The sequence below is a fragment of the Desulfosporosinus sp. FKB genome (assembly GCF_002196705.1).
GTDB lineage: Bacteria > Bacillota > Desulfitobacteriia > Desulfitobacteriales > Desulfitobacteriaceae > Desulfosporosinus.
Genome location: NZ_NADJ01000014.1, coordinates 81109 through 107105, shown reverse-complemented (window position 1 = coordinate 107105; position 25997 = coordinate 81109). Strand labels below are relative to the sequence as shown.

The following is a 25997-nucleotide window of genomic DNA, read 5'->3' as shown; positions in this document are numbered from 1 at the left end:
AAAAAGACAGGAAGAAAAGGGAACGTGGCTCAAATGTTTCCGAGACGACGAAGCTAGAAAAAGACTCTATGTAGTTTTGAGAGAACAGAGTTCGAAAAGGACAACTGAATCTCAGAGATCTGGTGATTATGCCGGAGGGGTTCCACCCGTTCCCATATCGAACACGGAAGTTAAGACCTCCAGGGCCGAGAATACTTGGGGCATTGCCCCTGGGAAAGTAGGTCATCGCCAGGTAAACAAACGATAGACTGCCGATAGGCAGTCTGTCTGTGTTTCATGAAAGAAATGAAAGATACTTACCGGGGTCNAGACTGCCGATAGGCAGTCTGTCTGTGTTTCATGAAAGAAATGAAAGATACTTACCGGGGTCCCACCCGTTCGATCCACGCTGCAGGAGAATGCGTATCGGGACGCAGCGTGGCGAAAAGCTCGTCCGCTTTTCGTATATCGAACACGGAAGTTAAGACCTCCAGGGCCGAGAATACTTGGGGCATTGCCCCTGGGAAAGTAGGTCATCGCCAGGTAAACAAACGATAGACTGCCAAATATGGCAGTCTATCTGTGTTTCATGAAAGTAAAGGTTAAGTTAAAGTAAAAATAATAAGCATTGAGGGAAGAAGTCCGGGGCTCCACCCGTTCGATCCACGCTGCAGGAGAATGCGTAACGGGACGCAGCGTGGCGAAAAGCTCGTACTTCGCCACGAAGTGATTCTCTGGGGTTGGTGGCTCGGCGAAACCCTCCACCGGAGGCTTTCGTGCTTTTCGTATATCGAACACGGAAGTAAAGGATCCACACTGCAGGAGTTTGCGTAACGGGACGCAGTGTGGCGAAAGGCTCATTCGCCTTTCGTTCCAGGGCCAATAATACTTGGGGCATTGCCCTTAGTAGGTCATCGCCAGGTAACAAGCGATAGACTGCCTAATAAGGCAGTCTATCTGTGTTTTCATGAAAGAAGTGAAAGTATTTTTAAGTGGTAACTTCCACACTTTATATTAAATACGTTACAGTTAAATATAGTTATTTTTCTTCAAGTTTTGCTAAAATGTTGCGAAGAGATTCTTCGATATTGTTAAATTTACTCATAAACCAAATGACCAGGGCTATTGGAATTGCTAAAAATGGTATATATATCATAATGGCCAATGTTGGTGTTATAAATAACGGAAAGAAAACTCCCATATCCTAACCCCCTTAACATTTTTTGAACAAATTATATCTTTTCTTGTTAGTTAAGTGTTAGCGGGTACGGTTTGAGCTGAACTGTTACCGTCGGTGTTGATATCTTGGGAATAGAGAGTTGTTCCTTCACCTGATGTTCCCGTAATTGTGAAATTAGGTCCTTCCGATTTATTTAAGAAAGTAAACCATAACAAATCTGTATCTTCTCCGACTATCTTAGCTTCTTTAACATTGGTGCCATTTTTCTCCACTACCTTTATGTGCTTTATTTGTTTATCCTTTATTTCGCCAAATAGTAATGGAAATGGAGTACCTTTAGTATAAGGAAAATATTGAGCACTAAAACCCTTTGAGACTCCATCGCTATGTTCTCCGCCAAAGCTCCACTGCCATCCCCACAATGTTTTTTTGACGTAACCTGAAGCTACCGATTCTCCTCCTTTGCCAATACTTTTTTTGTAGAAAACAACAACTCCACCTTTCACTTCTTCCAAATACACAATCTTTGTAACGTTTCGTCCAGTTTTTTCAATTGCATCGACAATTGTGTCTCCGGTTGGATTGTCAGCAAAAATTGAACTATTCAGGGCTACAATGAAGCCGAATAAAACGATCAAACCAATAAAAAACCAACTTTTCTCATTAATAATCTTCCTCCATAAATAGTCTGAAACTACTCCTATAAACCACGTTATCATCAAATTTCTAGTAGTATAAAGCGGGCGAACTTTATGAATTATCTGTAGTAATAAGTTAATCCGAATTACGAACTTGTTTAACCAGTAATTCTTTATTAATATCTTGAAACTAGTTCGACGAGATGCCGAATATACCTCTTTTTTACTCATTAGGCTATTTAAGTAATTTAATCATATTTTATAAAATATGATTAAGTATATGCTTAATTCCCATTTCTAAAATGTAATAAGCTCAAGCTTAGAAGTCTTGAGCTTATAATTGTTATTCAAATGTACCTAAACTATTGGATGGAAAACCACGATGCTTAAAGAAATTAGTTTAAATTACAAAATTCAATAGACTTTTGATTGCATTCTAGGCCCGGTGAAAACTCTCCCGCTTAATACTCCTCTAACGGTATTACTGAAGGTATACACCCAAAGAAGGATTAAGAGGATGGTTAGGAATTCGGAATAGCCAACCGTGAGAGGGGATATAAATATCCTTGCTACTTTTTGACTAGCGATTGTATAAGAAGCTAATGGAAAGATGAAGGCCCACCATCCCATGCTAAAGGGAATTCCTCCATTTCTAATTTGATAAATACTAATCATCACAATGATGCCAACAATCCAGATTCCGAATCCCCAGACGGCAACAGAGATCAGATTTGAAAAATCTGTTGATGCTAATAAACCTAATGAGTGAGCATTTTTCGTAATATCAATAATTGCACTTACGGCTAGTCCGATTGCACTGATGAAAATGCCGAAGGATGGGATTTTATCCGCTGGGGGGAGTGGATGATGAGCTAGTCGGACAAAAACTATGGCGCTAATAAATATGAAAAGGAAAAAACCAATACCAAATAGGGCTGTATTAATGATCAGGAAGGATAGACTCCATGTCGGTCGAATTTTAATTGTCAGTTCGAGAACCGGGTTCCCGATCAATAAAACAGCCATATTAGCAATGGGTGCCATAATCCAAGAAAAGTTAATGACGTCTGGACTTGGAGTATCTTTAAGCCGTATAATCAAAAACGTCGAATAAAAGGTAAAAAAGCTTACACCAATCATCGAAATAATCCACAAGCCGAGAATAAGATGATAAACTATAGTTTGATTAAGATAATGGCTCCAAATAAGGTAAATATTCGTTCCCAGAATGGTTGTCGCTACTGGCATGGTTACGAAGAAATTGCCGGTGTGAAGGTGATTTAGGTCGCGGTAAGCATAATCAAAAAAACATATCCAACGAATAACCCACGGGACTAAAACTACGAAATAGAGAAGGTCTGCAACAATAGCAAAAAGTATACCTAGAAGGTTTCCTATAGGAAAAGCGTTTTGCCATTGGAAGAGGATGTTAGCTAATCCACCGGTACCCATGATTACAGCAAACCAGGAGGGGGCCAGATGCTTGATGGAATGTTGTTCTTGCACATTGAAAACTCCTTAATTTAAATTTAACCTTTAATACTTGAATCTTTACTATTAGTTATAAAATGTATTGGCCCATTCGTAAAATACTCATTTGGCATAGAGTGTATCGAATTTTAGAATAAATGTTAGGTGTAACGATGGAGATAAGACATTTAGAATATTTTCTGGAGGTTTCCAGGCATAAGAGTTTCAGTAAAGCCGCTGAAATAACTCATATTTCTCAGCCCACAATCAGTAAGGCAATAAAGGATTTAGAAACTGAGCTGGGAAAAACGTTGTTCTATCGAAGTACGAAATATGTTGAACTGACCGATGCTGGGAAAGCGATTCTCGAGCAAGCGCAACAAATTGTGGCCTCTTTTAGAAATATACATGTTCAGCTTGAAGGCCTTGAAAAACAAGAAATAGGAAAAGTCCACATTGGTTTGCCCCATATCACTGCTGTTACAACGTTTTCTCATGTTTTGGGTGCATTTAAACGGCATTACCCTAGAATTGAAATCCAACTTTATGAATATGGACCCAAAAAGATTGAAGCATCGCTGCAAGAAGGTTTGCTGGACTTCGGTATTTTTACGCCTGAAGATAGTGATCTCTTTGAATGGATTTGGTTTGAGCGAGATCCTCACAGTGTGGTTATGAACCCAACCCATTGGTTAACGTGTCATAATATGATTGACTATGAAAATCTCCAAGGGGAGCAACTTATTATTTACAATAGCGACTATAAGCTTCATGATATCATTCTGGACAGGTGTAAACTGTCCGGTTTTATACCTCAAGTAGCTTTTGAAACTTCGCAGCGTGAACTCATGATCCAAATGGTGACTGCTGGGCTAGGTGTCGCCTTGTTACCCAGTAAAATATGTCAAGATCTTGATCCGGAGATTGTTATATCCCGGCCACTAACAGATTCACAACTGTATCTTGAATTGGCATTAACATGGAAAAGAGGACGGTACATATCCTATGCTGCTTCGAGGTTTCTGAATTTCTTTAAGATGAATCTTACTGAAAATAATAATCTACTCTAACAGCTTTTTAGTTTATAAGATGTGACTGATTTAAAGATGAGAAAGCTTAGCCCCCCTCATTCACACACTAAATGAGGGGGGCTGTTGTTGAAAGAGTTGATATTAGAAGATTACTATGGAGAGTAATGCCCCAGGAATAATTATCCATAGTGTATCAATCTTGGTAAATCGCTGTACGCCAAAAGCTGCTAAAGCCAGCGCACAAGTAGGTAAATCGACCAGTGAACTGCCAGTTAATTTGTAAATGGTTGCCCATAGCGTCCCAATGAACGCTGCTACAACGCCGCTGATGATCATTTTTACCTGGTCAACTTGACCAGCTCGGTTATAGAGGTCGGAAATAATATTTACTACAGCGAACGAAGGCAGATACATGTTTGCCATGGCGAGCGCCGCCCCAAAGATGCCTGCTGCTTTATATCCGATAAAGGCGGAAATTATGGTTACCGGTCCAGGCGTTAGTAAACTCAGGGCTAAAGCTACTCCGAATTCTTTGTCAGTCACAAAGTGATATTGATTAACCATGGTATTTTGAATAAAGGGTAACATTGCGTAGCCGCTTCCGAAGGTCAGTCCTCCGATTCCAAATAAGGAATTTCCCAGATTTTTATAGAGAGGATTGCTAAAATTAATAGCAAAATTGATAAACATCAGTATGCCAAGCATAATTAGCGTTACCAGGTACTTTTTCCTGCTGAATTCAAATTTAATCGCCGAAACTGCTTTTGGTGAAGATTTCTTAGGGACCCAGAATTTTTTATCCATTACAGTTTTCCAGCTAGAATACTTAACTGTTAAAAACGTAAAAATCAGACTTACTATACCAGCAACTATGAGAAGGGTAATAATATTTACCTTTAAAAAACACACCAAAGTAAAACCGCCAACAGCTAGGATCGTTAATTGAGGGGTATTTACCCCTTTTTTCCATAAATCGAGGATAGTGTTTAAGACAAGACCTACAACTAAAGCACCTACTCCTTTAAACAACGAGGATACCAAGGGAACATTGTTATAGTTTAAATACAGGTGGGCAAGAAGTACCATTGAAACAAAACAAGGGATTACAAAGAAGATACTAGCTGTTAAGGCACCGGGAAAACCCCTAATGAAGTAACCAATGTAAGTGTTGAGGTTTACGGTAGGTGCTCCAGGTAAAAGTTGCGACAGAGCTAAACCATTCAAGTATTCCTCATCAGTCAGCCAATACTTTTTATCGACTAAAGCTTTCTTCGCTTCACCCAAAGCCGCCAGACTATAAGATACAAGACCTATGTGAAGAAAAGTTTTTGCGATTTCATAAAGACTTACAACTTTGGGCGTTTCTAATGACTGGTTTATCTCATTTTCTCTTCTTGTTTCCATGGCTTTACCTCCTAATTACCATAATCAATAAATAATTAGAAAGGAATTTAAAGTACTTTAAAGTAATAAATTTTCTCGTTTCGAGAACATCAAAAGATGGTTATTGAGTTATTCCAGGGGTTAATCGGTTTAGCATGGAGTTAACCCACATTCCTCGAGAATCGCTGCGCCCTCCTCTCCCGTAAGAAAATCAACAAACGATTGAGCAATGTCAGGCTGGGAACTATCCTTTGCTATGCCAATGGCAAATTCTATAGGGCTGCCGTGGATTATAATATTTGTGCCAGGGATCTTACTCTCAAGGCTGACTGAGGCTTGGTCATAAAGTTTGGCATAAGCAGGATTCGATAAATTAATTTTTGGCGTCAGAGGAATAAACGGAAGATCCAATTGTCTAACCTCCGAGGAATAAAGAAATGCGTAGTCTACTTGACCATTTAATAAGGCCTGAGACAGGTCAATTGATTTAGGATAGATTGAATAAGGGATACATGAAGCTTCTAAAGTTGAATATAAGCCGGGTCTGTCATAGAATCTCTCAGCTAATTGCCATACCATGAGAGTTCGATAACCACATGGGTCAAGACGATGGTCTGAACGAGCAAAACTGACTTGGGGTTTCAGTAACACTTCGGTCCAATTTTCAGGAGTAATTTCTTTGTTTCCTTTTGATTCTTCGTGGCAGCCTATAACAATTTGATCCGACGCAAATATAAAGTAATTATTTACGAGGTTGGGCACAAGTAATTCTGCAAATAAGGCTTGATCTGCAAGTGCGATGATGTCGTATTTCTCTCCAGTGAGTAAACGTTTTGCTCCTTCTCTTGAACCAACTCCTGTCAGCTCAATCTGGAGATCTGGGTAGTTTGGTAAGAAATGTTCTTGACACTTTTCCATAACCATCTGTAAAGCACCCGCATGAATAATTTTAAGAGTCTTTTGAACCACGTTTGTTGCCACCACCTATCACTGATTAAATCGAAGATATGCCGCTAAGAAATTCTCTAACTTTATCTTTTGCTGAACAATGTACTGTGCCCAGACAATTAAATGCTCTTCTCCCTGTGCTGTTAGCTTATAAAGTCTCCTGCCTGGACCAGATTCGCCGACTTCCCATTGAGATTTTATCATTCCCTCCTTGTCCATACGTCTTAAATTTCTATAAACTGTAGCTGCGTCAACTTCAGCACTCTTAAATTCACTGTCATTTAGGCGTTGAATTAATTCGTACCCATGAGAAGGTTTTTGCTTTAAAAGAAGAAGTAATTCCGCTTGAATGAAACGTTCCATAGATAGTGAGAATTCAAGCTCCTTTACCTTCTCGTTATCCATATATACTCACCTCAACTATTTGCAACATGCATATAGTATTAATACAAATATATTCTGCATTCAAGTAAATTACCCTTCCCGCCAAGACTGAAATTCAAAATTTTTTCGGCTTAGGCTGCAAAATATGATCAAAGTAAGAACAGTGAATGTCTGTCCGTATATCGTGAAAATTTAAGCAAGAGAATCAACCTTCTAATTAACTAAGCCTTTGCTAACCAACATTAGTATTATTTATGCTTGAATCCTCCATACTAAAAGAGAACCTGGCAACGATTGATTAACTTGATGTATCAGCAGCTAGTTGAGGTTTTCGAAAGTAAGGGGGTAAAACAATCAGTGTTTTCTAATAAACTATCTTTATCTGAATCTGAAGAAGAAGACATTAAGGTAGACGAGTCAACAAGCTCTATTAAAGAGTTAGGACAGGTTGAAATTCCTGAAGTTTCCGAAAGAATTTTTTGTTTGCCCATTATTGGTCAAATTGAAGGTCATCAAATATTGCCAGCACAATCTAAGACGACAAAATATGAACATATTATTCCTCAGCTTCTGGCAGTTGAGCAAAACCCTAAAATTGAGGGTATATTAGTTATTCTCAATACCGCCGGCGGTGATGTGGAGGCTGGGTTAGCAATTGCCGAAATGTTATCTAGTTTAAGCAAGCCGTCTGTTTCTTTAGTCCTTGGCGGTGGTCACAGTATTGGTATTCCTATCGCTGTAAGTTGTACCAAGAGCCTAATAGCACCGACAGGCACGATGACCGTTCATCCTATTCGCTATACGGGTTTAGTAATAAATGGTCACCAGCAGTTTGACTATTTAAAAAAAATGCAAGAGAGAATAGATCAGTTCATATATTCGCATTCAAATATTAGTAAAGAAAAATTAGAGCAGCTTATGTTTCAAACAGGAGAGTTAGCTCAGGATATCGGAACAATATTAATTGGTGAAGAAGCTGTCAAAGCGGGGTTGATTCAAGCGGTTGGAGGGGTTCGGGAGGCTTTCAAAGAACTGAATGATTTGATAAGTTCCTCAGAGTAGCCGCTATAGTATTAAAGCTGCCTTAAACTTTAGATAGTTTGATTCAGGCTGGGCCAGTAATACTCATCGAATTAACGTAATGGTGAGAATGTTACTGGCTTTTTAAGTCAATCGTAAGACCCCCACTTCTACAAGTGGGAGCGGTTCCCATACCCTGCTTCGGTGGGGGTAGATAAATGTCAATTGATTCAAAAAAGGAAAACGCCTTAAGTATGTGGAATTTAATGTGGGTTAAAAAAATTATTTTAAAAGTTTGGGGGATTGGTGTGTGGCGAAAAAAAGAGGACGCCGCAAATTAAATAAAAAGGTCGATATGAGGGCTGTCACGATGGCAGAGACGATTCGCAGAGAAGTCATTGGAGTTATCGTGGTTGGCATGGCTTGTTTAGGGCTTGTAGCTCTCTATTCGAAGAGAAGCGGTGTTGTTGGCGGAGAAATTAGTTATTTTTTGACCATGTTAGCTGGAGGAGGACGAATCGGCATCCCAGTCATGTTAGGAATTTGGGGTATTTCTTTCATGAACAAACAAACTCCGCGTCTAGGTTCTAAAATGGAAGGAATGATTCTCCTTTGGCTTGTATTTATCGGTATTCTTCACCTTCAGCTGCCGGGAATTGAAGCTTTTTCCCGATCTGATATTTTTCATGAGGGCCAGCTTGGACATGGCGGGGGCCTTATTGGTGCGGTAATAGCCTTTTTATTAAAGGAGACAGTCGGAATTCCTGGAAGTTACGTTGTTATAATTATGTTTGCAATTATTGGAGCGTTGCTAATCACAAATCGCTCGCTCATAAAAGGAGTACAAGAAATTGGTCAGATGGGGAAAGAATCCGGAGTATGGATGAAACAACACATGGAGGATTTTAAGGAAGTATTGAAAAATCCTGACGTTGACAAAGAGGCTGAAACAAGTGAAGAAAGGGATCCAGATGTTCATAAGGCACCTAAAATCCTCAAGAAATCTTCATCTTCACGACCGCCTGTCCTGGATCCGGATATTGTTGAACGGCCTTTGGTTATCAAAACTCTTGATGATCCTAATGAAAATACCAGCCAAAATCTCCGCGAAGGGATAACTGAGAGTCCTTCTGAGTCTCTTCCCAAAGGGCAATTAGGTTTTGAGAAAACACTAAGCGGAGTAACTTCCGAACCGCCGGCACCGGGCAAGGTGACCAGCACGCCTATCTCACGGCAGACTCGTGAAGACGGAAATTTTCAACTTCCGCAAGTTTCCTTGCTGCATAAATCCTTAAAAGTTAAAAACCCTAGGTTAAATAAAGATTTAACGGATAATGTCCGAATACTTGAGGAGACCCTTGCTAATTTTGGAGTAAAGGTCAAAGTAACCCAAGTGACTCAAGGTCCTGCTATTACGCGTTATGAAGCTCAGCCTGCTCCAGGAGTGAAAGTCAGCAAAATAACCAACTTAGCGGATGATATCGCTTTAAGTTTGGCCTCGGCTGACGTTCGTATTGAGGCTCCTATCCCCGGCAAATCAGTGGTGGGGATAGAAGTGCCCAATAAAGAAATTGCTATGGTACATTTTCGTGAAGTCTTGGAAACTCCTGAATTTCAGGGGTTAAGCAATAAGCTGATCTTATGCTTGGGTAAAGATATAACCGGGGCACCGGTAATAGCAGATTTGACTAAGATGCCGCACCTCTTGATTGCCGGGGCAACGGGCTCCGGTAAGTCCGTGTGTATTAATACTTTGATTCACAGTATTCTTTTTAAAGCTCGTCCAGATGAAGTAAAGTTTTTACTCGTTGATCCGAAAATGGTCGAACTGGCTAACTATAATGGCATTCCTCATTTAATTGCCCCAGTTGTCACGGATTCTCGTAAAGCCGCAGGAGCATTGAAATGGATCGTGACTGAAATGGAAACTCGCTATGAGTTGTTTGCTGCGTCGGGTGTGAGAGACATTGTTCGCTATAATTTTTTACGCGCACAAGAAAAAAATAATGAACATCCGCCTTTACCTTATGTTGTCGTCATTATCGACGAACTGGCAGATTTGATGATGGTGGCACCGGGAGATGTTGAGGACGCTATTTGCCGACTGGCTCAAATGGCTCGTGCGGCCGGAATTCATTTGATTGTGGCAACCCAAAGACCTTCAGTGGATGTTATTACGGGACTTATTAAAGCAAATATCCCTTCGCGAATTGCCTTTTCGGTTTCTTCGCAAACAGATTCGAGAACAATCTTGGATTTGAATGGAGCGGAGAAACTTATGGGGCGCGGTGATATGTTATACTATCCAATGGGTGCGAGTAAACCCATACGTGTCCAGGGCTGTTATTTAGGTGACAAAGAAGTGGAAAATGTTGTGGAGTTCCTGCAAAATCAAGCCAAACCTGAATATCAGGATATCCCTAATGTGGATATTGGGAGTACAACAAAGGATGACATGGAAGACGAACTCTTTTATCAGGCAGCTCAACTCTTTATCGAAAGCGGAACTGCTTCAGTTTCTCTATTGCAGCGACGCTTACGAATTGGCTACACTCGTGCGGCACGCCTTATGGATCTATTGGAGGGAAAAGGGGTTGTTGGAGGTTATGAAGGTTCTAAACCTCGCGAGGTATTGATGACCAGAGGACAATTTGAGTTAAAGTACGGTCCTTTGAATAATGAAATTGTTTAAAAAACGAAATTGTATATTAGTTGCATAAAATTTTGTTAAGCCTTATGATAAGATGTAAAATGATATTTGATAAGATAGTAAAGGAATACTTATGCTAAAAGAGATACATGTTAGTGAAATAAAATCTTTAGATCATCCTGTTTTAATTGATGTACGCTCGGAGGGAGAATTTGAAGAAGCAACGATCCCGGGTTCTGTAAATCTTCCACTTTTTAACAATAAGGAACGTGCTGAAATTGGGACAATTTATACTCAGTCATCACCAGCTATAGCTCGAGAGCTTGGCTTAAATATCGCTAGTCCAAAATTGCCTGAACTTGTCAAAAAAGTTGAGGAACTGTCTAAGTCAGGTCCCGTGGTGCTTTTTTGCTGGCGTGGAGGCATGCGAAGTAAGGCGGTTGCTGCCGTCTCTGAATTAATGGGTATTCCGATTTACCGATTGCAAGGGGGTTTTAAAGCTTACCGTAATCTAGTGGTTGAATACTTTAATAATCCACTTCCTGTTAAGGTTGTCGTGCTCCGTGGCAATACGGGCGTTGGTAAAACAGAGCTTCTGGGAAAGTTGCGTTCAGAAGGATATCCAGCGATTGACCTCGAGAAATTAGCGAATAACCGAGGTTCTGTTTTTGGTGCCTTGGGTTTAGGAAATTCACCCTCTCAGAAAAGATTTGAAGGGCTGCTTTATGAAGAACTAAATTTATTGAGGAGTTTCCCTTATGTCATTGTAGAATGTGAAAGTAAACGTATTGGGAGGGTAACTATACCAACCACGTTTTTCTCGGCAATGCAGCAGGGGACTCAATTATTACAGTATGACAGTTTGCCAAATCGTGTTCAACGATTAATACGGGAGTATACATCAGTGCCGAGTGCCCTTGAAGAGATCGGTGCCGCTTTAGAGAGATTGGTAAAAACTCTTGGTCATGTTAAAGTGCGGGAATTGCGTTCCCTTTTAGAAGCAAACCATTTGGAAATTTTCACTGAACGTCTTTTAGTTGAGTATTATGACAAACTTTATGCGTATCCCAATCAACCAAACGCAGAGTATAATTATTTTATAGATCATAGTGATCCTACTAAAGCGTTAAGGGAGTTGGAACGCTATCTTGATGAAAAGGTGGCCGACACGGATCGAGAGTCTACTGTATCTGGAATACGACATTCAGCAAAATAAGCCGGGATTATTAGGAGCTGTAACCACCCTGATTGGTATGTTGGATCTTAATATTCTGGCGGTCACAAGTATTGGCCAAACCCGACGAGGACTTCTTTTGGAAGCTCATTCGGATACTAAAATAAGGACCTTGCAGGAAGCCTTGCTGCAAGTTGCGGCTATCAAAGTGACAGCATTCCGAAGACCTACCTTATTGGATCGGATAGCTTTACGCCATGGTAAAAGATTAGACATGGCTGAACTTAATCCTCCGACATATCGGTTTGTTCGTGAAGAATTAGGAGTGCTGGTTGACTTTTTAGGAGATACTTTACTTGAGGGCGGAAATCGAATCATTGGAATTCGGGGAATGCCGAGGGTAGGAAAAACTGAAGCAGCCATAGCTGCCTGTGTTTATGCCAACAAACGATGGATTTTATTATCCTCAACAATCATTCGGCAAACCATACGCACAGAGTTATTACTTGGCGAGTCAACAAATAGCATATTTCTCATCGATGGGATTACGAGCACCACGCGAGGAAACGATGCTCATTGGTCCTTACTTAAAAATGTTTTGGAAATGCCGACAGTGAAAATTATCGAACACCCAGATGTTCTGCTGAGAGATGGCCGTTTGAAGATTGACTTTGATTTTATCATTGAAATACGTCATCATGAAGATGACGACATTCGATGCGAGGATATAGCAATGAGCTTTTCTGCCTTCGATTTAAGCTAACATAATAAGGGGGGGTCTCAATGGCAGGAGAAGGACAAATGCTCCGAGCCGCACGTGAGGAGAAACAATGGAGTCTAAGATTTACCGAAGACACCACTAAAATTCGAGTCCGTTATATCCAGGCGCTTGAGGAAGAAAATTATGGGATACTTCCAGGGACGACTTATGTTAAAGGATATTTACGTACCTATGCAAAGCACTTAGGTTTAAACCCGGATGAGATTATACAACTCTACAATAATAGTCCAGATGTAAAAGAAACGGTAAAGATTCTTGAAACTCCCGATCATATCCCTCTAAAGAAAAGCCCTAACTGGGTAAGACCTTTAGCAGCGGGGATTATGGCTATTCTAGCTATCGGCATCGTAGTTGGGGTTGCTGAATGGAGTCATAATACTCCTGAAAAGCCTTCCAATTCTGCTTATTCCCCGTCGGCGCTTCCCAGCGCACCTTCCCAAGCTGAGGCAGCAGCGTCTAAGCAGAATAACGCTCAAAGTAATAGTAAAAATAATACCCAAAATAATACTAAAAATGACCAGAATAATTCTCAGGCGTCAAGTACTCCCCCTTCCGTTTTAGCGGCAACCCAAGATGGCTTAACCGCGCAATTGGAGTTTAAACAGTCTTGTTGGGTTGTTGTGCAAGCTGATGGTCAACCCGTGTTTCAGGGAACTTTTGCTGCGGGGACTACGAAGGTTGTCAAAGGAAGTAATAAAATCGAACTTGTTACAGTCGGAAATGCCGGGGGATTAAATGTAACCTTAAACGGAAAAGCGTTGCCGAGTCTAGGGAGTTCCGGTCAAGTTATTCGTAATGTGATCTTTACTCCAGAAACTTTGAAAACACTTTAAGGATTGGGAGGAGACGTCAGGTTGGCTAAAGATTCGTCATTCGATATTGTTTCAAAGGTGAATTTACCCGAAGTGTCCAATGCTGTTCAGCAGGCTCAGAGGGAACTTTCCCAAAGGTTTGACTTTAAGAACAGTAAATCATCCATTACCTTGGAAGAAGAAAAAATCACTCTAGTGTCTGATGATGATTTTAAATTAAAAAATGTAGTGGACATTCTGGAAAGTAAGCTTGTTAAACGGGGGATCTCATTAAAAGCTTTAGACTACGGAAAACCTCAACCAGCTGCCGGGAATACCCTTCGGCAAGAAGTTAAGATGGTACAGGGAATTGCGCAGGATAAGGCTAAGGAGATCAATAAAGTTCTTAAAGATAGTAAGATTAAGGTGGTAAGTTCTATTCAAGGTGATGAAATCAGAGTATCGGGAAAAACAAAGACGACCTGCAAGCAGCCATCGTTCTTCTTAAAAAAGAGGACTTTGGAATCGAGCTGCAATTTGTCAATTACAGATAGATAAGATAGATAGAGGGGGCGGCCCGGCGGCCCCTCTTTTCTTTTTTCAAGAAAGGTGAGAATATGCGCTCGAGAAATTTTTTGCCCCTAAATCGATCAGACATGGAAGCTCGTGGTTGGACTGAACTTGATTTCTTATTTATTACCGGAGATGCCTATGTAGATCATCCTAGTTTTGGAATTGCCGTTATTGCTCGTGTTTTGGAAAATCAAGGTTTCCGTATTGGGATCTTGGCCCAGCCCGATTGGAAAGATCTTCAAGCCTTTCGGGTAATGGGGAAACCCCGTTTAGCTTGTCTGGTTACAGGCGGAAACCTTGATTCTATGGTTAACCACTATACAGCCGCTAAGAAGAAACGGCATAAGGATGTCTATTCTCCTGGGGGGGAGGAGGGGCTGCGGCCGGATCACGCCACGATTGTATATTCGAATAGAGTGCGGGAAGCGCTTCCGGGTGTCCCGGTGATCATCGGGGGAATCGAAGCTTCACTGAGGCGTTTTGCTCATTACGATTATTGGAGCAATGAAGTTCGACGTTCAATCCTTATTGATAGTCAAGCTGATCTATTAGTCTTCGGTATGGGAGAAAAACCGATTATTGAGGTTGCTGAACGACTCAAGGGCGGAGAGCTAATCACACAAATCACGGATGTCAGGGGCACCATGGTGCCTTACAGTCCTGAGAATACCAGCAAAGATGTTTTGGTACTTCCAAGCTATGAAGAGGTACTTGCTGATAAGAAAAAATATGCAGAAGCATTTTGGGTTCAGTATAATCAACATGATCCTTTTCGAGGCAAACCGATGCTGCAAGTTCATAATCGTAAAGCTGTTCTGCAAAATCAGCCCTCACTGCCTTTAAGCCAGGCTGAAATGGATGCGGTTTATGCTCTGCCTTTTATGGGAACCTTTCATCCGTCTTATGAAGAAAAAGGCGGAGTTCCGGCCATTGAAGAAGTAGAATTTAGCCTGACAAGTGTACGTGGTTGTTATGGGGCTTGTTCCTTTTGCGCTTTGACCTTCCATCAAGGACGAATCATTCAAAGCAGAAGTCCTGAATCTATTCTTCGGGAGGCTGAACAGATGACTTGGAGCAGCCGCTTTAAAGGATATATTCATGATGTAGGCGGGCCAACGGCTAATTTTCGGCGTCCATCCTGCCAAATGCAGCTGACTAAGGGTACTTGTTCTCATAAACAATGTCTATTTCCTTCACCTTGTAAGAATCTCGAAATTGATCATGCGGAATATTTAAGTCTACTGCGGCGTTTGCGAAATCTCCCCAGAGTTAAGAAAGTGTTTGTCCGATCAGGTATTCGCTATGATGCGGTATTAGCGGATAAAAATACCGAATTTATACGCGAGCTTTGCGAACATCATGTTTCCGGTCAATTGAAGGTTGCCCCTGAGCATGTTAGTGACGAAGTTCTGCGTTATATGGGAAAACCGGGTAAAAAGGTTTTTGAGAAATTCGTTCAGCGATTCAAAGAAGAAAACAAACTCTTAGGAAAAAAGCAATACCTTGTTCCTTACCTAATGTCTTCTCATCCAGGCAGTACTTTGCAAGAGGCTATAGAATTAGCGGAATATGTAAGGGATATGGGTGTCAATCCTGAACAGGTCCAGGACTTTATTCCGACGCCGGGAACACTTTCAACGTGTATGTATTATACGGGAATAGATCCCCGTACGATGGAAAAGGTGTATGTGCCTCGCAGCATGCATGAGAAAGCGATGCAAAGGGCTTTAATTCAGTATAGGAATCCGAAAAATTATGACTTAGTAGAAGAAGCCCTACGGCAAGCACATCGTGAAGATCTCATTGGATACGGTCCGCAATGTCTTATTAAGCCCCATAAGGAATCGCATACAGGCTTGGGAAAATCTGAAAGACCTGGCAGGAAACCTACGAGGCGGTCCGGTATGAAACCCAAGCAAAGCAAAGAGCTTAGTCATAAAAGTCTGACGAAGTCAAAAGCAGGTAAGCGTTCCGCCAAAGGAGAGAGGTCAAAGAACGATAAGCATTAATTGAGAACGAGAAAATTCTAGGGTGCCCAGACAAAAGCGGTGTGAGCAAGTTGCTCACACCGCTTTTTAGGTTAATTCTCCAAATTCATCCAGAAGAGTATCCTCCACTTCGACAAGAGTGATACTACCCAGTTCTTTTAAGTATCCCTCTTCAGACCAGGTTAAAAATGCTTCATAAGTAAGGTTCGGTTGTTCATCATAATAAAATTTCAAAAAGTCAAACCATATGTCTTCGGAAGATGGTTTGGCGTCGTAGCGTAAAAGAAAATATTCAGTGTCTTCGAGCGTGCTTTGAAAAAAGATGGCCTGGCCAGGTACGACAAAGGCAACCCGAGCGTCTGAATACTCTCGCCCAATAAATTGAAGGGTAAATGACTCCACTTGCATTTGTTGATAGGCTTCTTGAATGGGGGGATCGTTTTCTTCTTGATTGGTTCTCCATGTATAAACCACTTGAGTGGAATGGTCTGCTTCCATTTGTTCGGCAATATCTTCGAGACGTCTGGAAACTTCAGGGGGCAGCGCAAACTCAGAACAAGAGTTGGAACGACAACGGTAGACAGGAACATTGTCTATGTATCCAACACCATGGGCTAAGTCAATTGGAATTTTTCGGGTTGTTAAATATCCCGTATCCCCACAGCCACAGGTGTCGATTGGATTAAGGGTTTGATTAAACACGCTGTACACCTCTTCTTGAATTGTATGGAATATAACCAGGCGATAATTATCAATGCTAATTATTATCATATATTACCATACTATTTATAAAAGGTTAACAAGAACCTTAACAAGAACCTTAACAAGAACCTTAACAAGAACCTTAACAAGAACCTTAACAAGAACCTTAACAAGAACCTTAACAAGAACCTTAACAAGAACCCCTAAGCCCATCGTGTTAATCTAATTTTGTCTTATATTAGCTAAGCTGTAGGGCAAACTAATATCGAAACAAAGAGTAATTTCGCAGGCAGATTAGGAATAGTTAACGTCACTAAGATCTTGCCTGAATGATATTCCGTTAAAAAGTTAACATTAACTTAACGTTCTATTCGTTTTAACATTACAATCGTTTGTTATAATCAAACCAGTTCGGAGGGATAATCAAGTTTTTGGATATATTAAGATATATTCAAATAATAAAAAGGAGGAAAAGTTAGTGATTCGTAAGACAGGTAGAATTCTAACGGCAGTTTTGACAGGAGTTCTGGCAATTTCTTTAGTGGGGTGCGGCAGCCAAAATCAAACACAATCCTCATCAGGAACCCAACAAACATCTGACGCAGCAGTTACACTAACAGGCGCCGGAAGTACTTTCGTACAGCCTCTTTTGCTGCAACAAGTTGCTGAATATCAAAAAAGCCACTCTAACGTGACTATCAACTATCAAGGTGGTGGAAGCGGCTTTGGAATCCAACATCTGTCAGACCAAACAATTGACTTTGGAGCAACGGATGCCTTTATGACAGACGATCAACTGAGTAAAGCTCAAGGTGGTAAAGTTCTTCAGTTACCAGTTGCTTTAGGCGCTGTAACACTTTCTTATAATGTTCCGGGGATCCCTGAACATATTAAAATTAGTCCTGAAAATTTAGCCAATATCTATTTTGGTAAAATTAAAAACTGGAATGATCCTGCTCTTGCTAAGGACAACCCGGATGTGAAATTCCCAGATCTAGCCATCATCCCGATTCACCGTTCTGAAGGCAGCGGAACAACTTCAATTTTTACGCATTATTTAAGTGCTATCAGCCCGGATTGGAATAGTCAAGTTGGCAGCGGAACATCCGTCAATTGGCCGAATCCAACAGGGAAAGCTCTTGGTGCTAAAGGAAATCCTGGTGTTGCTGGAGCGGTAAAAAGCACTTCGGGTGCCATTGGATACATTGAATTAGCCTATGCACTGCAAAACAAAATTCCCTACGCTTATATGCTTAACAAAGACGGTAAATGGGTATTGCCTTCTTTAGAAGGTGCCTCTGCAGATGCTGCTTCTTTCCAAGTTCCGGATGATATGCGCGTGAATATTGTCAATGGTCCTGGCGCTGCAGCTTACCCAATCTCCGGATTCTCCTGGGCCCTTATCTACCAAAATCAAACAGACAAAGCTAAAGGAACTGCCATGGTTAATTTCCTTAACTGGGCTTTACACGATGGGCAAAAACTTGCTCCCAGCCTTTCTTATGTACCACTGCCAGACAACTTGACTGCACGTGAAACTGCAATGCTGAAAACGGTTACTTCTGGCGGACAACCTCTCTTGAAATAATTTCAAGTAATGATGAAGATGATGAAAACTTTTAAGAAATCATTAGAAATAGAATGCCAAACTACTAGATATTAAGAGGAAAAGCTCAGCATGACGCTGGGCTATTTCCACTGTTAGATAAAATGATGGAAGGATGCGGGCAGTGAGTACAGATAATAATCGCTTATATGAATCGATGGGAGACAAAACCCTACGTTATGTCACCTTGCTGATGGCTATCCTGGTCGTGATTTTGATGGTTTGGATAGGATGGCAAATGTTTTCCTCGTCGCAAGAGAGCATTCAGCATTTCGGTTGGGCCTTTATTACAAGCAGAGTGTGGGACCCGGTTCATCACGTTTTTGGTGCTTTGCCTTTTATCTATGGAACTATAGTGACTTCGGTCGTTGCTCTAATTATCGCCGCTCCTATTGGTATCAGCGTGGCAATTTTCTTAAATGAAATGGCTCCTTCAACTATTCGCAAAGTAGTCGCTTTTTTAGTTGAACTCTTGGCGGCAATTCCAAGCGTTGTCTATGGGTTATGGGGTATTTTTGTTCTTGCGCCGGTGCTGAGACAATCGGTAGAACCCTGGTTGACGAAATGGTTTGGCTTTATACCGTGGTTTAAAGGTGCTCCGGTAGGGTTTGATATGTTCGGCGGAGGAATAATTCTAGCAATCATGATTTTGCCAACAATTACTTCCATTTCTCGAGAAGTTATGGCGGCGGTTCCTATTGCCCATAGAGAAGCCGCCTTGGCCTTAGGCGCAACGAAATGGGAGATGATTCGCATATCGGTGCTTTCCTATTCTAAGTCAGGGATTTTGGGAAGCATTATGTTGGGTTTGGGCCGTGCCCTTGGGGAGACTATGGCTGTGACTATGGTTATTGGAAATATGCCTAAAATATCATCGTCATTGTTCTCGTCGGCCTACTCCATGGCAGCCGTAATTGCTAATGAATTTACGGAAGCAACTTATAGCTTATATCTAAGCTCTTGCATCGAGATTGGACTTATTCTCTTCGGCATAACACTGCTCCTTAATATTTTTGCTCGTCTCTTAGTATGGTCAGTTGCCCGTGGACCGAAGGGAGGGCATTTAGTATGATTAACGTCAGACGGAATTTTGTCAATAAATTGATGTTAGGGATCTTTGCGGCAGCAACTTTTCTGGCACTTGTACCCTTATTTGCTTTGCTGGGGTACGTCATCAAAAATGGAATTACCTCCTTAAATCTTGATTTCTTCATTAAACTGCCCGCAGTCATGGGGATGACGGGTGGAGGAATGGCCAATGCCATAGAAGGAACCTTGATTTTAATTGCCATAGCGAGTATTATTGGCATTCCGATAGGAATTTTAGTTGCCATTTATTTGACTGAATACGATCGCTATAGTTGGTTGAGCACAACAGTACGTTTTACCACTGATGTCTTAACTGGGATACCTTCAATTATTATTGGGATTGTTGTCAGTATGGCAATAGTTTCTAAAACAAAGCATTTCTCTGCCTTTGCCGGGGGAGTTGCCTTAGCAGTTATTATGATTCCCTTGGTCATCCGCTCAACGGAAGAAATGCTAAAGTTGGTGCCGCATGCTATACGTGAAGCAGGTTATGCCTTGGGTATTTCTCAACGGCGGATCATCCTGAATATTGTGTTACCGACAGCGGCTAAAGGTATTATAACTGGTGCAATGCTGGCAGTTGCTCGTGTTTCCGGAGAGACAGCGCCGCTGCTTTTTACGGCTTTAGGCAATCAATATTGGACTCATTCTCTCTTTAAGGATCCTATTGCTTCATTACCTGTTCAAATTTATACCTATGCCACATCACCCTATGATGAATGGCACAGGCAAGCTTGGGCAGGGTCTCTTGTCTTAATTGCCATTATACTTTGTCTGAATTTGATTGCACGCTTTGCCTTTCGATCGAGGAGTAACTAGGAGGGGTTAGAAATGGGTCAGAGTTTAAGTATTCGTCAGCTTGAAGCTTGGTATGGAACAAATCAAACCCTTAAGGGAATTAACATGGAAATCGCAGCCAATCAGGTTACCGCGATTATCGGACCATCCGGATGCGGCAAATCAACGTTCGTTCGCTGTATCAACCGTATGCATGAGACATTGCCAGGTTCAAAAGTTAAAGGGGAAATTATTCTCAACGGAGAGAGTATCTATGGTCAAGATCCGGTTTCTTTACGAAAAACGGTAGGGATGGTTTTTCAAAAGCCTAATCCGTTTCCTTCTATGACCATCTTTGAAAATGTTGTAGCAGGTGTAAAACTCAATGGAATGAGAAATAAACAGAATTTGCAAGCTATTGCCGAAAAAAGCCTGCGTATGGCTGCCTTATGGGATGAAGTAAAAGATCGTCTTAATTATTCAGGCATGAGTTTGTCGGGCGGACAACAGCAGCGCCTTTGTATTGCGCGGGCTTTAGCTGTTGAACCATCAGTATTGCTTATGGACGAACCCGCTTCTGCCCTTGATCCTATTGCCACCATGCGTATCGAAGAGTTAGTTGGTCAACTCAAATCCGAGTATACCATTGTCATAGTAACGCATAATATGCAACAGGCCGCACGGATTGCCGATACAACTGCCTTCTTTCTTAACGGAGAACTTGTAGAGCATGGACCAACTTCAGAAATATTCACCAATCCGCGTGACAAACGGACAGAAGATTATATTACTGGGCGTTTCGGATGATGAGGAGGAAAATTAATGCGTCAGACACTTAATGAAGGTCAGCAGGTTCTGACCACCTTACTTAAAGAAATGGGTGAGGAAGTCACTAGAATATTGCAAGGGAGTATGAAGGCCCTATATTCTCTTGACCGAACACAAGCAGAATATTGGATCTCAGAGGACCAGAAAGTCAATGACTATGAGCGTCAGGTGGATGACGAGTGCGTACTCTTGATTGCTACGCAGCAGCCTGTGGCCAAGGATTTACGGAAAATCATTTCAGCGATGAAAATATCGACGGATCTTGAACGAATAGCAGACTTAGCTATTGATATCGCTAAAATCGTGCGCAGAATCGAAGGACCTTTGTGTAAACCACTTGTTGACATACCCCGTATGGCCGAAGAAGCACTGAAAATGATGCGCCAGGGTTTGGAGGCTTATAGTCGTGAAGATATGGTCCTAGCTCAAAATCTTGCTGAACTTGATGATGCAGTCGATCATCTCTATAATCAAGTAGTCCGGGATTTAGTAATTATTATGACCCAGGAGCCCAATAACCTGGATCAGGGAATGCACTTAACGTTCGTCGCTCGATATTTAGAGCGAATTGCCGATCATGCTACAAACATTGGAGAAAATGTTATTTATATAGCGACTGCCGAGCGCAAAGATTTGAATTACTAAATAATCCCATATTTAGTAATTAAATATACTAAAGGGGCTTTAGTTAAGAATTGGCTAAGGCCCCTTTTTTGATTGGAAACCAAGAGAAGTTATTATGGATAATAATTTTTGACCTTGTCGAAGTGTTGGTTTATACTAAGAAAGGTAAAACAGTGATATGAGGTGTAACCTTGACAAAGAAAGTTGCAGTTGTTACTTTGGGCTGCCCAAAAAATCAAGTTGACAGTGAAATCATGACAGGCTTTTTAGCCCAAAATTATACACTGACAGATGATCCCCAAACGGCAGATATCATAGTCGTTAATACATGTACGTTTATCGAATCGGCTAAGGAAGAATCGATTGAAACAATATTTGAAATGGCAAATTATAAGAATTCGGCTCATTGTCATACCTTAATAGCTGCCGGTTGCTTGGCTCAACGATACGGTCCCGAATTAATGCAGGAAATTCCAGAACTTGATGGAGTATTAGGAACCGGAAATGTTGATGAAATCACGGCGCTTGTTCAGGCGGCTGAAGAAAAACGAATCAATCTCGTAAAACAAGAAACTCCTGACTTCCTCTATAATGACTTAATGCCAAGAAAACGTTCCACTCCTGATTATTTAGCCTATGTTAAAATTGCTGAAGGCTGTGATAATTACTGTACGTATTGTGTTATTCCCCATGTACGCGGTCGCTTTCGCAGCCGATCAGAAGAATCAATAATTCGTGAAGTTCAAGGGATGGCTGCTCAGGGTGTTAAAGAAATAATGGTCATGGCCCAGGATACAACACGTTATGGACATGACTTAGTGGGGAAATTAATCCTTCCGCGACTGCTTCGCCAACTCGCTCAAATTGAAGGCATAGAATGGATTCGGCTAATGTATTGTTACCCCGAACGCTTCACCGATGAACTCATTGAAACCATGAGTCAGGAGGCGAAACTATGTAAATATATTGATTTGCCTTTGCAGCATGCCAATAATAAAATCCTCAAAGAAATGAATCGACAAGGAACCATTGAACAGGCCGAAGCCTTAATTAGGAAACTACGGTCGGCTGTGCCCGATCTTACGCTTCGGACAACGATGATTACTGGATTTCCAGGAGAAACTGAAGAAGAATTTGCAGCTCTGGCTGAATTCATTCAACGAGTACAGTTTGATCGATTAGGTGTATTTGCCTATTCTCAGGAAGAAAATACGCCTGCTGGACAGAGGGAGGACCAAATTCCTCCAGAAGTCCGCGAGCAACGCCGTGATCAACTGATGCAGATCCAACAAAAGATATCCTGGCAGAGACAACAGCGATGGGTTAACAAGATTGTGACTGTATTGCTGGAGCAGAAACTTTCTGACGGACGTTGGCTGGGCAGAACGGAAGGCGATGCTCCGGAAATTGACGGCCAGGTCTATATTAACAGAACGACTAAGGAAACTTCACTTCAGGTAGGGGACATGATTAAAGTTCGCATTCTTGAGGCAGATAGTTATGATTTAATAGGAGAGGTTGCTTCATGAATTTACCCAATCGATTAACATTAGCACGCATTATTTTAATACCGGTGTTCATGGCCTTTCTGCTTCTCCAAGTGCCTAAAGGTCAGACTCTTTTTCCTCATCAAGAAGTGGTGGCTGCAATTATTTTTATTTTAGCTTCTGCCACGGACGGTTTAGATGGCCATATTGCACGTAAACGTCACCAGGTTACGAATCTGGGGAAATTTATGGACCCGTTGGCTGATAAACTACTCGTATCTGCTGCCTTGGTTTCTTTGGTTGAACTTGGTCAGGTTAATGCTTGGGTGGCTTGGATTGTTTTAGCCAGGGAGTTTGCTGTTACAGGTCTCCGTGCTATCGCCGCAGTGGATAGAGTTGTAATAAGTGCCAGTAAACTTGGTAAAATTAAAACGATCACTCAAGTTGTTGCTATTTCCGCTATGTTGCTCCATGATTGGCCATTTTCACTCATAGGATTACACATCGGTCAGCCATTGCTCTATATCGCTGTGTTTTTTACGGTGATTTCGGGTCTCGATTATTTATTAAAATCTCGTAAGTTGTTACATAAATAATTATATCCTGTTTTGAAGATTTAATTAAAAATTGCTAAGGGAGAGCTTTCAATGCCAGAAAGCTCTCCCTTAGCAATTGGGAATTTTAACACAAATTACCTTGCTAGGATAAATCTTTAATTTCTATATGATATACTGCATGCTATAATGATGATATAGCAAATAGTATTGCATATGGAGGACGATGCGTGTATGACAAAACAGCGAGTATTAGTGATTAGCCTTGTTGGAGTTATAATATTCGGCTTGCTCTTAGGTGGAAAAGTTCTTTACCAAAAACAATGGGTAGATTCATCGGTCTTAGCTCAAAGTCAAAAAATATCCGGAATAACGTCAGTTAAAACTGTCCAGGTCAATGGTCAAGCAGAGTTAGATGTTGAGACTAACCATATATCAGATTTGCGTCAAGTAAGCTTGGCTATAGAAAATATTGTGGGTAAAGAACCTATTCGCTTTATTGATCATAGAAATGCTTCCTTGACAACGTTATTTGAGCAAATGCAATTTGCAATTCAAGAAGGAATTACCCGTGGGAATTTTACCGAGATGGAACAAAGAATTCAAACATTGGCTCAAAAAGCGGGTGTTCAAGTCCAATTGCAAATGGACAGTGATGCTATTTATATCGTGTTAGATCAAGGAAATGCCCAACTGATTGAAGTGATTGAACGAAATGGTCAAGGGCAGTTTCTGCCAAGCAAGGAGTTAAGTTAACCCATTTATGGCCTTAGATGTGAATTTATGAATTATTAAAGCAAGCATTATCTTCATGAGGAGGGGACTGTGTGAAACGAGATATCCTTATTGGTTTGGGATTGGGTATTTTTGCCTTTTTACTGGTTATGGGCTATAACGTCTTGCCCATTGCTATGTTATGTCTGGCGGCTTATTTTTTATGGACCTTTGTGATTTCACGTCAAGTTCTGAAAACCGGCAATGGTGAGAGTATTACTTCCACTTCGGTTAACTTTGAAGATATTGGCGGACAAGCAATTGCCAAAAAGGAACTCCAGGAGGCTTTGGATTTTCTTCGTTACTCCGACCGAATGAAAGCTTTAGGAATTCGTCCTTTGAAAGGAATTTTATTATCAGGGCCAACTGGGACAGGAAAAACCTTATTAGCGAAAGCCGCAGCTAAATATACAGATTCTTCATTTCTATCGGTTTCTGGCAGCGAGTTTGTGGAAATGTACGCAGGTGTCGGAGCGGAAAGGGTACGAAGTCTATTTCGGCGGGCCAGAGAAATGGTAAAACGTGAGAAAAAGTCCAGCGCTATTATTTTCATTGACGAAATGGATATTTTAGGTGCTAAGCGAGGAAGTAATGTTTCTCATCATGAATATGATCAAACGTTAAATCAGTTGCTTATTGAAATGGATGGTTTAAAGACTGAGCAGGGACCAAATATTTTGGTGATGGCGGCAACGAATCGCCCGGAAGCATTAGATCCGGCAATACTTCGGCCAGGACGTTTTGACCGTCAAGTAAAAGTCGATCTTCCTGACAAAGAAGGAAGAGTGGCGATTCTGGAAATTCACACCAAGAACAAACCTCTGGCTCCTGATGTCGATTTGGAAGCGATTGCCCATGAAACCTTTGGCTTTTCGGGGGCACATTTGGAAAGTGTCACCAATGAAGCTGCTATTTTTGCTCTGCGGGATCAGGCAAAGGAAATTACAGCCCGACATTTTCATGAGGCTGTTGAAAAGGTCATGCTCGGTGAGAAGCTCGACCGGAAACCAACGGCTGAAGAACTGCGCCGCATTGCAATTCATGAAAGCGGACATGCTATGCTGGCTGAATCAGTTCGGCCAAATTCAGTTTCTCAGGTATCAATACGTTCAAGAGGAAACGCTTTGGGGTATGTTCGTCATTATCCAAAGGATGATCTCTATCTCTATACACAGGCTATGCTGGAAGAACAGATTATGGTCGCTTTGGCCGGCGCTTTGGCTGAAGAGGAATGCCTGGGGAATCGGAGTACAGGAGCTGCCGGGGATTATGAACAAGCCTTGAATCTCGTGGAAAAAATGCTCCAAGCCGGTATGTCTCCTTTGGGAGTAACGGACGTTTCTCTATTGAGCGCCGAACAACGACAACCTGTTACCAAAGATATTCTCGCCGAACTCGAAAATCGAACAAAACAGATTATTCTCCAAAAAAAGGATATTTTGATGCAGCTTTCCGATATTTTGCAGGAAGAAGAAAGTCTAAGCGGGGATACGTTGAGAACGTATTTGCAAAACGTCGCCTAGTTAATTGAACCTCACTTGAGGTTCCTTTTTTTTGCTTAGGAAG

General features: G+C 41.4%; 24 protein-coding genes, 1 rRNA gene and 1 pseudogene. 19 read left to right on the top strand and 7 right to left on the bottom strand.

Going from position 1 to position 25997, the window contains the following annotated elements; genetic code table 11:
• Positions 1–118 precede the first annotated feature (118 nt).
• Positions 119–234 (top strand): 5S ribosomal RNA (rrf, locus tag B5Y67_RS04720).
• 784 nt (positions 235–1018) lie between these two features.
• Here the strand turns inward: rrf and B5Y67_RS25180 are convergent.
• The 3 genes from B5Y67_RS25180 to B5Y67_RS04710 form a co-directional block, all read right to left on the bottom strand.
• A complete protein-coding gene (locus B5Y67_RS25180) occupies positions 1019–1180 on the bottom strand; it encodes a hypothetical protein (RefSeq protein ID WP_170932586.1) in 162 nt (53 codons plus the stop codon).
• Positions 1181–1230: 50 nt separating this feature from the next.
• Entirely contained in the window at positions 1231–1878 is a 648-nt protein-coding gene (locus B5Y67_RS04715; RefSeq protein ID WP_088225375.1) for a hypothetical protein, read from the bottom strand.
• A 333-nt stretch (positions 1879–2211) separates the two neighbouring features.
• Positions 2212–3303 carry a C4-dicarboxylate ABC transporter gene (locus B5Y67_RS04710; RefSeq protein ID WP_088225374.1) on the bottom strand — a complete coding sequence of 364 codons (1092 nt, stop codon included), beginning with the start codon at positions 3301–3303 and terminating at the stop codon, positions 2212–2214.
• 137 nt (positions 3304–3440) lie between these two features.
• On the opposite strand from B5Y67_RS04710, the gene B5Y67_RS04705 reads away from it, so the two are divergent.
• On the top strand, positions 3441–4337 hold the full coding sequence (locus B5Y67_RS04705) for a LysR family transcriptional regulator (protein WP_088225373.1): 897 nt from the start codon (positions 3441–3443) through the stop codon (positions 4335–4337).
• A 102-nt stretch (positions 4338–4439) separates the two neighbouring features.
• Here the strand turns inward: B5Y67_RS04705 and chrA are convergent, their stop codons facing one another.
• The 3 genes from chrA to B5Y67_RS04690 all read right to left on the bottom strand — a co-directional run bounded on the left by chrA (position 4440) and on the right by B5Y67_RS04690 (position 7034).
• Positions 4440–5702, bottom strand: a complete 1263-nt coding sequence (gene chrA / locus B5Y67_RS04700) for a chromate efflux transporter (RefSeq protein WP_088225372.1) — start codon at positions 5700–5702, stop codon at positions 4440–4442.
• A 129-nt stretch (positions 5703–5831) separates the two neighbouring features.
• Positions 5832–6650, bottom strand: a complete 819-nt coding sequence (locus tag B5Y67_RS04695; RefSeq protein ID WP_088225371.1) for an extracellular solute-binding protein — start codon at positions 6648–6650, stop codon at positions 5832–5834.
• 18 nt (positions 6651–6668) lie between these two features.
• Positions 6669–7034 carry a helix-turn-helix transcriptional regulator gene (locus tag B5Y67_RS04690; RefSeq protein WP_088225370.1) on the bottom strand — a complete coding sequence of 122 codons (366 nt, stop codon included), beginning with the start codon at positions 7032–7034 and terminating at the stop codon, positions 6669–6671.
• Positions 7035–7370: 336 nt separating this feature from the next.
• Here B5Y67_RS04690 and B5Y67_RS04685 point away from each other — a divergent pair, with 336 nt between their 5' ends.
• The 8 genes and pseudogenes from B5Y67_RS04685 to B5Y67_RS04655 all read left to right on the top strand — a co-directional run bounded on the left by B5Y67_RS04685 (position 7371) and on the right by B5Y67_RS04655 (position 16011).
• On the top strand, positions 7371–8075 hold the full coding sequence (locus B5Y67_RS04685) for an ATP-dependent Clp protease proteolytic subunit (protein ID WP_242975855.1): 705 nt from the start codon (positions 7371–7373) through the stop codon (positions 8073–8075).
• Between the two features lie 176 nt (positions 8076–8251).
• A complete protein-coding gene (locus B5Y67_RS26140; RefSeq protein WP_282432754.1) occupies positions 8252–8374 on the top strand; it encodes a hypothetical protein in 123 nt (40 codons plus the stop codon).
• Entirely contained in the window at positions 8344–10725 is a 2382-nt protein-coding gene (locus B5Y67_RS04680; protein WP_170932585.1) for a DNA translocase FtsK, read from the top strand. Before B5Y67_RS26140 ends, B5Y67_RS04680 begins: the two co-directional genes overlap by 31 nt.
• Before the next feature lie 91 nt (positions 10726–10816).
• Positions 10817–11899 carry a tRNA 2-selenouridine(34) synthase MnmH gene (mnmH, locus tag B5Y67_RS04675; RefSeq protein ID WP_088225369.1) on the top strand — a complete coding sequence of 361 codons (1083 nt, stop codon included), beginning with the start codon at positions 10817–10819 and terminating at the stop codon, positions 11897–11899.
• Complete coding sequence (locus B5Y67_RS04670; RefSeq protein WP_088225368.1) at positions 11835–12620, top strand: DUF3388 domain-containing protein; 786 nt, start codon at positions 11835–11837, stop codon at positions 12618–12620. Before mnmH ends, B5Y67_RS04670 begins: the two co-directional genes overlap by 65 nt.
• Before the next feature lie 20 nt (positions 12621–12640).
• The gene (locus tag B5Y67_RS04665; RefSeq protein ID WP_088225367.1) at positions 12641–13471 is read left to right on the top strand and encodes a RodZ domain-containing protein; all 831 of its coding nucleotides are present in this window, start codon (positions 12641–12643) and stop codon (positions 13469–13471) included.
• Between the two features lie 21 nt (positions 13472–13492).
• Positions 13493–13983 (top strand): annotated as a pseudogene (locus tag B5Y67_RS04660) (YajQ family cyclic di-GMP-binding protein).
• 63 nt (positions 13984–14046) lie between these two features.
• Positions 14047–16011, top strand: a complete 1965-nt coding sequence (locus B5Y67_RS04655; RefSeq protein WP_088225366.1) for a YgiQ family radical SAM protein — start codon at positions 14047–14049, stop codon at positions 16009–16011.
• A 66-nt stretch (positions 16012–16077) separates the two neighbouring features.
• Here B5Y67_RS04655 and B5Y67_RS04650 read toward each other — a convergent pair whose 3' ends face one another.
• Entirely contained in the window at positions 16078–16692 is a 615-nt protein-coding gene (locus tag B5Y67_RS04650; protein WP_088225365.1) for a hypothetical protein, read from the bottom strand.
• A 478-nt stretch (positions 16693–17170) separates the two neighbouring features.
• On the opposite strand from B5Y67_RS04650, the gene pstS reads away from it, so the two are divergent.
• The 9 genes from pstS (at position 17171) to B5Y67_RS04605 (ending at position 25954) form a co-directional block, all read left to right on the top strand.
• Entirely contained in the window at positions 17171–18280 is a 1110-nt protein-coding gene (gene pstS, locus B5Y67_RS04645; protein ID WP_088225364.1) for a phosphate ABC transporter substrate-binding protein PstS, read from the top strand.
• A 142-nt stretch (positions 18281–18422) separates the two neighbouring features.
• On the top strand, positions 18423–19370 hold the full coding sequence (gene pstC, locus B5Y67_RS04640; protein WP_088225363.1) for a phosphate ABC transporter permease subunit PstC: 948 nt from the start codon (positions 18423–18425) through the stop codon (positions 19368–19370).
• Positions 19367–20206 carry a phosphate ABC transporter permease PstA gene (gene pstA / locus B5Y67_RS04635; protein WP_088225362.1) on the top strand — a complete coding sequence of 280 codons (840 nt, stop codon included), beginning with the start codon at positions 19367–19369 and terminating at the stop codon, positions 20204–20206. The genes pstC and pstA overlap by 4 nt, the downstream gene beginning before the upstream one ends.
• Before the next feature lie 12 nt (positions 20207–20218).
• Positions 20219–20971: a phosphate ABC transporter ATP-binding protein PstB gene (gene pstB / locus B5Y67_RS04630; RefSeq protein ID WP_088225361.1), complete on the top strand. Its 753-nt coding sequence runs from the start codon at positions 20219–20221 to the stop codon at positions 20969–20971.
• Between the two features lie 15 nt (positions 20972–20986).
• On the top strand, positions 20987–21637 hold the full coding sequence (gene phoU, locus B5Y67_RS04625) for a phosphate signaling complex protein PhoU (RefSeq protein WP_088225360.1): 651 nt from the start codon (positions 20987–20989) through the stop codon (positions 21635–21637).
• Between the two features lie 170 nt (positions 21638–21807).
• A complete protein-coding gene (gene rimO / locus B5Y67_RS04620; RefSeq protein ID WP_088225359.1) occupies positions 21808–23145 on the top strand; it encodes a 30S ribosomal protein S12 methylthiotransferase RimO in 1338 nt (445 codons plus the stop codon).
• Positions 23142–23699 (top strand): CDP-diacylglycerol--glycerol-3-phosphate 3-phosphatidyltransferase, encoded by a 558-nt coding sequence (pgsA, locus tag B5Y67_RS04615; protein ID WP_088225358.1) that lies wholly within the window; start codon positions 23142–23144, stop codon positions 23697–23699. Before rimO ends, pgsA begins: the two co-directional genes overlap by 4 nt.
• Positions 23700–23891: 192 nt before the next feature.
• Positions 23892–24413 (top strand): hypothetical protein, encoded by a 522-nt coding sequence (locus B5Y67_RS04610; protein ID WP_088225357.1) that lies wholly within the window; start codon positions 23892–23894, stop codon positions 24411–24413.
• A gap of 71 nt (positions 24414–24484) precedes the next feature.
• Complete coding sequence (locus tag B5Y67_RS04605; protein ID WP_088225356.1) at positions 24485–25954, top strand: AAA family ATPase; 1470 nt, start codon at positions 24485–24487, stop codon at positions 25952–25954.
• Positions 25955–25997: the final 43 nt, after the last annotated feature.